Origin of the sequence: Mesorhizobium sp. M6A.T.Cr.TU.017.01.1.1 (assembly GCF_004023115.1) — a bacterium.
GTDB lineage: Bacteria > Pseudomonadota > Alphaproteobacteria > Rhizobiales > Rhizobiaceae > Mesorhizobium > Mesorhizobium mediterraneum.
Genome location: NZ_RZTA01000063.1, coordinates 25,276 through 36,000, shown reverse-complemented (window position 1 = coordinate 36,000; position 10,725 = coordinate 25,276). Strand labels below are relative to the sequence as shown.

The 10,725-nt window shown below is 60.8% G+C and carries 11 protein-coding genes and 1 pseudogene; 7 read left to right on the top strand and 5 right to left on the bottom strand.

The genetic code is table 11. The features are described from left to right. The 5 genes from EOB36_RS20050 to fae form a co-directional block, all read left to right on the top strand. Positions 1–645: ATP-grasp domain-containing protein (locus tag EOB36_RS20050; RefSeq protein WP_128285525.1), on the top strand; the 645-nt coding region annotated here is incomplete at its 5' end. Then, positions 642–1,598, top strand: coding sequence for a methenyltetrahydromethanopterin cyclohydrolase (mch, locus tag EOB36_RS20045; protein ID WP_128285524.1), 957 nt, complete (start codon positions 642–644; stop codon positions 1,596–1,598). The genes EOB36_RS20050 and mch, both read left to right, overlap by 4 nt. A gap of 14 nt (positions 1,599–1,612) precedes the next feature. After that, entirely contained in the window at positions 1,613–2,644 is a 1,032-nt protein-coding gene (locus tag EOB36_RS20040; protein WP_245467844.1) for a RimK family alpha-L-glutamate ligase, read from the top strand. Further along, a complete protein-coding gene (locus tag EOB36_RS20035) occupies positions 2,641–3,507 on the top strand; it encodes a triphosphoribosyl-dephospho-CoA synthase (protein ID WP_245467843.1) in 867 nt (288 codons plus the stop codon). The genes EOB36_RS20040 and EOB36_RS20035 overlap by 4 nt, the downstream gene beginning before the upstream one ends. A 168-nt stretch (positions 3,508–3,675) precedes the next feature. Beyond that, a complete protein-coding gene (gene fae, locus EOB36_RS20030) occupies positions 3,676–4,182 on the top strand; it encodes a formaldehyde-activating enzyme (protein WP_095489033.1) in 507 nt (168 codons plus the stop codon). A gap of 253 nt (positions 4,183–4,435) precedes the next feature. Here the strand turns inward: fae and EOB36_RS20025 are convergent, their stop codons facing one another. Beyond that, positions 4,436–5,134, bottom strand: a complete 699-nt coding sequence (locus EOB36_RS20025) for a HisA/HisF-related TIM barrel protein (RefSeq protein ID WP_245467842.1) — start codon at positions 5,132–5,134, stop codon at positions 4,436–4,438. A gap of 58 nt (positions 5,135–5,192) precedes the next feature. On the opposite strand from EOB36_RS20025, the gene EOB36_RS20020 reads away from it, so the two are divergent. Then, positions 5,193–6,227 carry a hydantoinase/oxoprolinase family protein gene (locus tag EOB36_RS20020; protein WP_128285523.1) on the top strand — a complete coding sequence of 345 codons (1,035 nt, stop codon included), beginning with the start codon at positions 5,193–5,195 and terminating at the stop codon, positions 6,225–6,227. 305 nt (positions 6,228–6,532) lie between these two features. Here the strand turns inward: EOB36_RS20020 and EOB36_RS20015 are convergent, their stop codons facing one another. From EOB36_RS20015 to EOB36_RS20005, 3 genes are all read right to left on the bottom strand, one after another. Next, complete coding sequence (locus EOB36_RS20015; protein ID WP_128285522.1) at positions 6,533–7,942, bottom strand: hypothetical protein; 1,410 nt, start codon at positions 7,940–7,942, stop codon at positions 6,533–6,535. Next, on the bottom strand, positions 7,939–8,868 hold the full coding sequence (locus EOB36_RS20010) for a hypothetical protein (protein ID WP_128285521.1): 930 nt from the start codon (positions 8,866–8,868) through the stop codon (positions 7,939–7,941). The genes EOB36_RS20015 and EOB36_RS20010 overlap by 4 nt, the downstream gene beginning before the upstream one ends. Before the next feature lie 287 nt (positions 8,869–9,155). Then, on the bottom strand, positions 9,156–9,653 hold the full coding sequence (locus EOB36_RS20005; protein WP_245467841.1) for a hypothetical protein: 498 nt from the start codon (positions 9,651–9,653) through the stop codon (positions 9,156–9,158). A gap of 116 nt (positions 9,654–9,769) precedes the next feature. Here EOB36_RS20005 and EOB36_RS35250 point away from each other — a divergent pair. After that, positions 9,770–10,036, top strand: a pseudogene (locus tag EOB36_RS35250) (hypothetical protein); the annotation flags it as partial. A 97-nt stretch (positions 10,037–10,133) separates the two neighbouring features. Here the strand turns inward: EOB36_RS35250 and EOB36_RS19995 are convergent. Continuing rightward, positions 10,134–10,724: a DUF447 domain-containing protein gene (locus EOB36_RS19995; protein ID WP_128285520.1), complete on the bottom strand. Its 591-nt coding sequence runs from the start codon at positions 10,722–10,724 to the stop codon at positions 10,134–10,136. Position 10,725: the final 1 nt, after the last annotated feature.

Sequence of the window (10,725 nt, the reverse complement as noted above, 5' to 3'; positions counted from 1 at the left end):
ATATTACAGTGTCAGGTCCCTGGCGGCCGCTATTTCCAGCGTTTCGTTGCCGGCCGCAGCATCTCGGCTCTGTTCGTCGGCGACGGCCAAAGCGCCGATATCGTCGGCTTCAGCCAACAATGGGCGTCCCCCGCCCCGGCAGCGCCCTACCGCTATGGCGGCGCCGTGCGGTTGAGACGCTTCGATCGCAGGCAGGCGGCGATGATCCGCGGCTGGCTTTCAGGCCTGGTGCGCCGCGCCGGCCTGGTCGGATTGTGCAGCGCCGATCTCATTCGCGGACCGGATGGCTACAAGCTCATCGAGATCAACCCGAGGCCAGGCGCCACGCTCGACATTTTCGACGATGCCGACGCGCCGCTGATCGAAGCGCATCTGCGCGCTGCGGCAGGCAGGGCCTACCACCTGCCGCGCTTCATCGATTCGATGGCATCGATGGTGACCTACGCCGCGGCGCCGATCGCCCAGTTTCCATCGATTGCCTGGCCTGAATGGACTGCGGACCATCAGTCGCCCGGCACCCGTCTTATTGCTGGCGATCCTGTCTGCACCATCTTCGCGCGCGGTCCGAGCGCCAATTTGACCAGGCGGCTCATCAAGGGACAAGCCAGCCGGTTGCAACACCAATGGGAAGGAGACCGGACATGAAAGACGGTTCGGCATTCCTGAACGACAATGCGCAGCGCATCATCGACGGCATGATCGGCAACGCCGAACGCCTGCGTATCGCCGTTTCCAGGGGGCCATTGGGCGAGTGCCTGATCGATGCCGGCGCCAAGGCCACCGGCGGCGTCGAGGCCGGGCTGCGCATGGCGGAAGCGGCGATGGGCGGGCTCGGCAGCATCTCGGTCTGCATGGACCGCGCGTCGGAGAAATGGCCGTTGACCATCGAAGTGCGGTCCTCGCAGCCGGTGCTCGCCTGCCTGGGCAGCCAGTATGCGGGCTGGAACCTGTCGAGCCAGGGCTATTTCGCCATGGGATCGGGACCGGCGCGGGCGCTCGCCCGCGTCGAGCCGCTGTTCGAAGCGCTTTCCTATCGCGACACCGCGTCTTCCGCCGTGCTTATCCTGGAGACCGCCGAACCGCCGCCCCAAGCGATCGTCGAGAAGGTCGGCAAGGCGACCGGACTGCCAACCGACAAGCTCACCTTCCTCTATGCGCCGACACAAAGCCTTGCGGGCAGCGTGCAGATCGTTGCGCGCGCGCTCGAGGTCGCCTTGCACAAGAGCAACGATCTCAAGTTTCCGCTGGAGAATATCGTCGACGGCATCGGCACGGCGCCTATCCCTGCCCCCCATCCGGATTTCCTGACCGCAATGGGCAGAACCAACGACGCCATCATCTATGGCGGCAGCGTTCAGCTTTTCGTAAAAGGCTCGGCGAAAGACGCCAGTGAGCTCGCCGAGCGACTGCCGAGCCGCGCCTCTCGGGACCACGGCCACCCGTTCGCCGAGGTTTTCAAGCGGTTCAAGGGTGATTTCTATGCCATCGATCCACTGCTGTTCAGCCCGGCCGAAGTGATCGTCACGGCGATCGAGACCGGCGACACGTTTCGCGCCGGCGAGCGTGATCTGCGAATGCTCGAACGGAGCCTCGGCTAAACCATGGCGGTGCAATGGATTCGTCTGTCATCCGCCTGCCGGGCCGCTCGCTCGGGCTTTCGGTATACCGGTATCCGAGGCCTAACATGATCCCCCGCATCCTGATCGTCAGCGATGTCTCGGACACCCGCTCTAAGGGCTTGGCGGCAAGGCTGGACAGGCGGGGCGCCGTTGTCGCAACCGTGCCGCTGGCGGCGATCGCGTTCGACACCGGCAGCCCGAGCGGACTGTCGATCCCCGGCCTCGACGGCGCGCTGCCCGATGCCGTGCTGGTCCGTTCGATCGCCGCCGGATCGTTCGAAGCGGTCACCCGGCGCCTCGGTGTGCTGCACGCATTCGCCAAGCTTTCCATTCCGGTGTGGAACTCCGCGCAGGCGATAGAACGCTGCGTCGACAAGTCGATGACGACCTTCCTCCTGAAGAATGCCGGCCTGCCGACGCCGCCGACATTCGCGGTCGAGGGACGTGCCATGGCCGAAGCGATCGCCGAACGCGAACTGCCGTTCACGCCGCTGGTGCTGAAGCCGCTTTTCGGCGCGCAGGGCCGCGGCATCAGGCTGATCGAAACATTGTCCGATCTCCCCGCTGACGAGGAGGTGAACAGCGTCTACTATCTCCAGCATTACGTGCCGCGTCCCGGGCCTCCTTTCCGCGATTTTCGCGTTTTCGTCTGCGCCGGCGAAGTCCTGGCGATGATGAGCCGGCGTGGCGACGACTGGATCACCAACATCAATCGCGGGGCGGTGCCCGAGCAAGTCTCGGGGCACGCCGAAACCGAACTGGCGGCGCTGGCAAGAGCCGCCGCCGCCGCTATGTCAGCGGATTTCGCCGGCGTCGATATCGTGCCGGCGGCCGACGGCAAGCTGTTCGTGCTGGAGGTCAACAGCATGCCCGCCTGGTCCGGGCTTCAATCGGTCGTCGCGGTGAACATCGCCGATGCGATTGCCGACGCCCTGCTGAAATTCCTGGCCGATCGCCGAGCTGATCGCCCAGAGGGGGCGGCGGCGGCGCGCCCCTACCGCCTCACCGCGCCGGCGAATTCGTGACGAGCCGGGCGCTTTCCCGAGAACGCCTCCGGGTTGCCTACAAGGACGCCTGCCGGATGGAGATCGAGGCGCTGAAACCGGGCAACGTCCACCTGTTCGCCGACGGGCACGGCATGTCCGCCGCTCAGTTCATGATGAGCGCAGAGGTCTCGTCGGGGCCGCTGACCGATCCTCGCCTGCCGGTCGGACAGCGTATGCTGGAAGCGGTCCGCGCGACACGTCTGGCGGTCGCGACCAACACCAATCTCGGTATCATCCTTCTGGCGGCGCCTCTGCTATGCGCCGCCGAAATGACGGGCGCTCCACTGCACGACAATCGGCTGCACGACAATCTCGGCGCGGTGCTGCGCGCAATGAGCATGGACGATACCAAGGCGGTGTTCGAGGCGATCGTCGCGGCCGCGCCGGGCGGCCTTGGAGAGGCCGCGAACGATGTGCGGCAGGAGCCGAAGGTTCATCTGCTCGAAGCCATGCGGGAGGCGGCCGACCGCGACATGATCGCCCGTCAGTATGTTACCGGTTTCGGCGACGTGTTCGGCGTCGGGCTTGCGGCTCTGGAAGCGGCGTTGGCACGCGGGGAAGGCGGCATGTGGCCGACGGTGTTCGCCTATATGGCGTTTCTCGCCGGCTTCCCCGACAGTCATGTGGTGCGCAACCATGGCGCTGAAGCCGCAAATCAGGCGCGGCAAGAAGCCGTTGCCGTTCAGGCGGCGCTCCATGCCAACGACGACGAAGCGTCACGCATTCGTCGGCTCATGGAGCTCGACCGCCGGCTGAAGGCGGACAAGGTCAACCCCGGCACCTCGGCCGACCTGACCGTGGCTACTCTTTTAGTCCACCTCCTCGGCGTTCAGCTTGCATAATCGCAACGTTGGTGGTTGACTTTCAGGAGCGGAAGCTGGGCTTCCGCGGCTATCCAGCCAACCGGTCCGGATGTCCGGGCGCTGCCAACAAGGATAGCTGTCCATCGAGCGCTCGCTCGGTTTGCGGCGTCTTTGGACACCATAACTGTGTCTTGGAGGAAAATTGGCATGGCAAAGATCTCGAAAGTAATGGTCGGTGAATCGCTGGTAGGAGACGGCAACGAAGTGGCGCATGTCGACCTGCTCATCGGCCCGCGGGGGAGCGCGGTCGAAACGGCATTTTGCAACGCGCTTACCAACAACAAGGACGGCTTTACCTCCCTTTTGGCGGTGATCGCGCCCAATCTTCAGTGCAAGCCCAACACCGTGATGTTCAATAAGGTCACGATCAAGGGCGCCAAGCAGGCCGTGCAGATGTTCGGCCCGGCCCAGCATGCGGTCGCAAAGGCAGTGCAGGACAGCGTCGCCGAGGGGATCATTCCTGCCAGTGAGGCGGACGATCTGTTCATCTGCGTCGGCGTTTTCATTCATTGGGACGCGGCGGACGACGCCAAGATCCAGAAGTACAATTACGAAGCGACAAAGGAAGCCATCCAACGCGCCGTCGCAGGAACGCCGACGGCCGCCGAAGCCACGGATAAGCGGGACCAGGTGAAGCATCCGTTCGCGGCTTAGACAAGAGACAGCCCCGCACAGATAAAACCCTCCGCGGAGCCGGAGGGCCTGTTGCGCCGCCTGAAAAAGCTACTGGGCCTTTAGAGCATCGGACCCAAAAAAACTGCCCTCAGGCCTGACCCGAGGGGGGACCAGTTTTTGGGAAATCCGATGCTCCAGCAAAGAGATAGAGCGGCGAGACGATCGACTTGAGAGTTCGCCGCTCTTAATCTGAGGCACAGTTTCCGAGGCCGAGTTCGAGGTTACGCGAATGTCAGGCGCCAAGCGTCGCGAGGTGTTCGGGCGTGAGCGTGCCGTCATGCAGCGAGGTCGCGACCAGCGCAGCAGTGATACCGAGTGACGAAAGGGCGCGAATGTCAGCCTCGTTGCGCACCCCGCCGGCCGCGATCACGGAACGGCTTCCAGCCTTTGCCTTGATCACCTCGAGCCGCGTGAAATCGGGACCGGAGGCGGAGCCGACCTTGGCCAATGTCATGACGATCACCTTTTGCGGCCAAAGCTCCGGCTCGTCGAGAAACGAAGCCGGACCGCGAAATCCGTCGTCGAAGAAATCCAGCGACAGGATAAGGTCCGGATGATCGCAAAAACGCCGGAACAGCGCGTCGTCTCGCTGCGATTCGGAACCCAAGACCGGGCAAAGCCAGGGTTCGGCAAGTGCTGCCGAAAGTGTTTTCTCGTCGGCGATGCCGGCATCGACCCAAAGCTCCAACGGCTCCGCCATTCCCTTCAGCCGGGCAAGCGCGCCACTGTTTGGCGTCCCGCCTTCGATGGCATCCAGATCGGCGATATAGAAGGTCGGAAAAGGGTAAAGCCCGCGCAGGCCCTCAGTGACCGCGACGACATCGGAGCTTTGGCTGAGCGGCGTGACGATCGGCCTGTAGCGATCGCGTTTTCCTTGTTGGGCGCGGACCACTTCGCCGCCTTTCAGGTCGAGAACCGGAATGATACGCAACGCTTTTCTCGCTAACCAACTGTCCCTGCCAACTGTCCCTGTGATGAAAGCTTGAAGTGTGGAAAAAAGAAAGAGCATCATTGCCGGCTTCGATATTGGCGGCGCGCATCTGAAGGTGACGCGCGCGCAAGACGGCCGCATCGTCGAGGCAGTAACGATCGCCACGCCGCTTTGGCTAGGGCTCGACAAGCTGACCTTGGCATTCGAGGAAACGGCTCCGATTTATGCGGGCGCCGATCTCAACGCATTCACCATGACCGGTGAACTGGCGGACATCTTTCCGTCCCGCGACGCCGGCGTCGCAGCTCTGCTCGATGAGATTTCAAGCCGTTTCCCAGGCGAAAAACTGATCTATGCCGGACCGTCCGGCTTTGTCGAGGTCGAGCAGGCAGCGCGGCTGAGCCCCGATGTGGCCTCCGCCAACTGGCACGCGACGGCGTCGTTGGTGGCAAAACTCGTCGGCGATGCCCTGTTCGTCGATATGGGCTCCACCACCACCGACATTCTCGCCGTCCAAAATGGCGCCGTCGCCTATAACGGCTACACCGATGCCGGACGGCTGCTGAGCGGCGAACTGGTCTATACCGGCTTCACCAGGACGTTCCTGTTCGGCGTGGCCTCGTCGGCCCCCGTCCGCGGCAGACTGACACCGCTGATGAACGAATATTTCGCCTCGATCGCCGACGCACACCGGATCCTGGGGGTGCTCGACGAGAAGGACGACAGGCACGCTTCCGCCGATGGCAAGGAAAAGACGATCGACGGTTCGATCGCGCGGCTGGCGCGCATGATCGGCCGCGACGCCGCCGACCTGACCCTGCCGGAATGGCGTGAAGTCGCGCGCTGGTTCAGCGAGCAGCAGTTGCGCAAGATCCACGACGCAGCATCCCTGGTTGCCGGCCCCCTTGCCCCGGACGCGCCGATCGTCGGCGCCGGAACCGGCCGCTGGCAGATCAGGCGGTTGGCCGAACGCATGGAACGCCGCTTCGTCGATTTCGCCGAGATCATCCCCGCAGATGACGCCGTTCGCGGCGAAGCGAGCAGCGTGGCGCCTGCATCAGCGGTGGCGCTGTTGGCGGGATCTCAATTATAGGTGCTGTATCACGGCCATCCGATCAATCGGGGACATGAGGTACTGCCCAGGCTTGAAAGATCTCAACCCGCACCAGCGCTTCCAAAATCGGACCGCGCGCAAGGCCGCAACAGGGTGGGAACCCAACGTTCGGCACCCGCTCGGCGCATGTCCGGTTCGCGCCCCAAATCGGTCATTCGGTTGACTTCGGCGTCACTCCACAGCCGGACATCCGATGGATGAACTGCAGCGGTCTTTTGCGTCGGAAAACGGACAGCCCCCAACGCACGACGAGATGTTTCTCGCGGTCCGCCACGACACCTTTTCTAACCAGGCCCAGCGAGGACGCAGAAGTCATTCTGGGTGACGGAGTTGCGGTAACAGTAGTCAAACTTCCCCTGTTGGTGCCGTTCCGCTGGAGCACCATTGATTTCATAACTATCAGAGAAGCGGACAACGACCGTCTTTGAGCCAGATGGCCACAAGTAGTGAGTGATGGCCGCACGCCTCTCCTTGACTTCGGCATCGCCGATCTCAACGACCTGACACGGTTCATCGTCGATGATGCTTGCTCCTTTGACCACGTAGCATCGTGCCCTCGATGCCCCAGTATCTGCCGCGATTGCGATAGCATTCGCTCGCAGCGTCTCGATCCGCGTCGATGGATTGAATCCGGAAATGGCCTGAAGTCCGTAGGTCCGATCTTGGAAATTGACAGAAGTGCATTCACCTTGCCCAATGCGAAGACTGGTCGTTTCGTCATAGCCGCAACCAGCGAGGCCGCCACTCTTCGTTGCAACTACAATGCAGCTCTCTGCGGCATATCCGGCAGCCAAACCTTCGATCTCGAATGCTACTGCACCGTCATTCGTTGATATGGGCTTTGCGCGGGGCTGATCGTTGGATCCTATGCCAACTTTGGAATAGGTTATGTCGTCATCTGTTAAACCATCCTGCCATTGCAACGAGTTTTCGCAGGCGTAGAAGGCCTGCTCGGCGCTCAAGAGCTTTGGTTCAATTGCGCCGATGAGTTCGATATTCCAGCGGCCGACCTTATCGACCGTGTCGATCATGAACATGTCATCGCCAATATGCGTCAGCATCTTTTGGATAAGATCGGCCTTCATCATCGGATCGCTGCTCCATGGCGACTTTGCGTTGGCAACCACCAAGAGATCGAGCATTGAGGAGTAGGCAGAGTCCGCCGCCTTTGCCAGCAGTCCGCTGTCGACGGCATCCCCTGATGGAATTGTCAGGAATGGCCGGTGGAAACCGAGCTTTCCGCCGACATGTAACTTTCGATTGGCGAAGGCGACTTCAGAGCCTTGAGCGGTGCCCATCATGAACATGATCGCGCATGCAGAGTAGCAGCCCTGACCATCGTCAACGACGGTCCCAACGCCCTCTTTGTAGAAATGGTTCGCGAACTTTACGCCCTCACTGAGGCTACCGCCCGGACTGTCCAAACAGACGAGGTCTTTGGATGTCGACTCGCCGTCGTTCCCTGGCAAAATTGCCTTGCTAAGCAGAACGAAATTATCGAAGTCGCCCGGTTTGATCTCGCCGCGGATCACCAAAAGGCAATTCGCAGTATCGGACTTCTCGACTGTCGCTGCCTTCGTCGGGCTGATTAGCGTGACCATCGCCGATACGAGCCAGATAGCCAAAAGCATACCTGTTGCTGGGCTTATCATCGGCCGCACGGTGAGGCTATCCAGCCGTCTCGCCAGCGTCATTGAACGCCTGCCAGCAGTGACACTTCGGACTGGGATAACTTCTCAACGACCGTCTCAACTTCATCAAGCTTGGTGTCGGCCGGAACCATGTCCAAAACGCGCAACATGCCTTGGGAGATACCTAGGCCCGCCTCAGGCCTGACAGTTCCTTCAGCTTGCTCCAGTTCCCAGAGACCCCCTTTCGACTCGATTGGCTCAAACAGCTCGGCAATCGAGCCGCTCGATCGATAGAAAATACTCGGGCTGTCCCTTTCGAGGCTAAATACACACCATATGAAATTCTTCTGGTCTTGCGTCATTGTAATCGGAAGATACGCAACCTTTGCAGTCACTGTCCCTTTCGAAACAGCCCTAACTCCAAATGCTTTCCCAGTTTCGTCATTCCCGAGAAGTTCACTGCCCTCATCGAAATCCTTGAGCGTCTGGGCAGCGACCGCATATCCAGGCAGCGCACTGCGCCGCTTGGAGTGATACCAGCGATTAATGCAGGCACTCATGACCATCGTTTGAGTTATTGATGGCAGGTTGCGCGTTTGCAATGAATAGTCCGCATAATCGACCCATAGCGTCCGAACAGCGTCTACAGTGTCCAGTGTGAAAGCAGAATTTTGATCCGGTTCGAGCAAGCGCGGAAGCTCTTCGGATTCAATGTAGAGATAGTCTGACAGCTGAATTAGGGCAGCGATGGAATCAACCGCCATCCGATACGCGCCCTGAACCTTTTCTGACGAATAGTCGGCTTCGGGGACGTTTAAATATGGAGCGTGAAAGCCAACGACAGCCCCGCGCTCGATTGATCGCGCCGGAAGCTGATTTGGTATTCTGTTGGGATCGACACCGACATCCCGCAGCCACTCCGCACCTCCCATAAAGGCCAACGCGCAGGCTGAGTAACAGGTGTCGCGCGATCGTACGATCGTTTCCACCCCATGTCTTCGGATCTCGGCAGCAAGCCTGAGTCCCTCAATGTAGCTGCCTCCGGGACTATTGAGTTCGAGAACACGTTTGTCCCAACGGCTAAGAACCTCACTCTTTGCAAGCGCGCTTTGGAACCGCCCCGAATCCCCGTCTGAAATCTCGCCCTCTAGCCGAAGCGTCAATGTTAGGTTGCCAGCGTCCCCTGAAACTCCGAGAGAAGTTACGTCTGCGGCATTGGCAGGCCGAGCTGCGACCAGCGCGGCTATGGCAACAATCTTTGAGAGGCTAACCATCGTTATTTTGCGATGCCCGGGCACAACGCCTGGAAGACCGAGAGCGCCTCTCCATAGCCCGAGGCGCTCGATCCATCGAGAATTTCACCTGACAGCGCATGCTTTATCGCATAGTCAGGCGCGAAGTCGCCTGCCTTGTGCCGCCCGAGAAATGCATAAGATCGGCCGCTGAGATCAGACCACGTCTTCTTCGTGCAGTTGCCAGAAACCCGATCCGGGATCTTCACATCCACCATGGTTCTCCGTACGCAGGCCATTGAGTTGTCTTGTTCGTATTCGACGCAATATGCCTTGGCGTTCTTCGGCAAATGCTCGACTCGGATTACCGCGTTGGCTGTGCCGATGCCGCTTTTTGAGACGACGGTTGCACTCATTCCAGCGCGAGAACCGTAGTAAATTTCTTCAGAAGCCGCTGTTGCTGGCTGTAAGGAGATCACTGAAAGTAACACGAATTTAGCTGTCAAAAATTTGCGCGAGAAACTTTTTGATTGCGGATACATTGCAGCTAACATCCCAATAACGTGGTTGCATACGAGCCGAAATCTCGCTTGGCTTCAAGCGGGAATGCTAATGCAAGGCTGCCCTTGCTGCACAGCCACCCAGCCCGGCCTGATGACGCGGCTAGGACAAGGTCAAGAGTTGGGGTCCGCAGATCGCCAAACGATCGTGCCACCGCAAGGCTTGTGTCGCGGTGGCTCCCAAGTTGGCGGTGATCATCCGCGCCAAGTGGAGCGACGGAACGTTCTATGTTGACCATCCAGCAGCGAGCGAAGGTGTCGGTTTCGAACGCAAGCGGATGTCTGCTTGCCCGGATGCCCTCTCGCAAAGCCGCCAGTCCGTACCCGGCCCGCACTCCGGTCATCGTGCATACCGGGCTCAATGACCGCAAAGGGTCGACACCGCCGTTTGAGATCACCGCCACCGTGTATCACGCTAAACCACGTCAGCCCGGACGCTTACCCAGGTTCAGCACATCCGGTTCAGCCCCGCGCATCCTCGCCGCTGGCATCCTCGGCCGCAAGATGATCGCCGACGCGCTGCATCAGCCAGCCCCAGGCTTCCTTCTCGCCCTCGCCCGCGGTTTTTTCGATGGCGATCGAAAGGTAGGCGATTTCCGCCTCGATCTTGTCGCGCGGCAGCATGCCGAGCCGGCTGACCAGGATGGCCAGCTCCAGCACCGCCGCCTTGGCGCGGTTGAAACCGGTGAACGGCGCATGCGTTTCCTCCCGCACCACGCGGCAGAAATGGCGAGGTCGCATAGCGTCGTCATCGACACTTTCGACTTCGAGAACCGAATGCGCGAGCGCCGCCTCGAGCCGCGGCACCGCAAACCCGTCGACCGCGACGGTTGGCCAATGCTTGCGGCCGGTCAGGCAGCCGGCAAAGATGCGCACGTCGTCGGTGTAATTGGCGATGGCGAACGGCACTTCGGCGAGATTGTCGAGCGTGACCGACGGCCGGAACGGCGCGATGACCCAGCCGTCCTTCTCGGCGATGATGCCGATCGGCGCGATGTGGACGTCGCCTATCTTGTTGACTGTGGTGATGATCGTTTCGCTGATGTAGGGCATG

Coding starts and splice junctions, on each gene's coding strand:
- mch (WP_128285524.1), top strand. CDS start 642: ATGAAAGACGGTTCGGCATTCCTGAACGACAATGCGCAGCGCATCATC.
- EOB36_RS20040 (WP_245467844.1), top strand. CDS start 1,613: ATGGATTCGTCTGTCATCCGCCTGCCGGGCCGCTCGCTCGGGCTTTCG.
- fae (WP_095489033.1), top strand. CDS start 3,676: ATGGCAAAGATCTCGAAAGTAATGGTCGGTGAATCGCTGGTAGGAGAC.
- EOB36_RS20015 (WP_128285522.1), bottom strand. CDS start 7,942: ATGACGCTGGCGAGACGGCTGGATAGCCTCACCGTGCGGCCGATGATA.
- EOB36_RS20005 (WP_245467841.1), bottom strand. CDS start 9,653: ATGTATCCGCAATCAAAAAGTTTCTCGCGCAAATTTTTGACAGCTAAA.
- EOB36_RS19995 (WP_128285520.1), bottom strand. CDS start 10,724: ATGCCCTACATCAGCGAAACGATCATCACCACAGTCAACAAGATAGGC.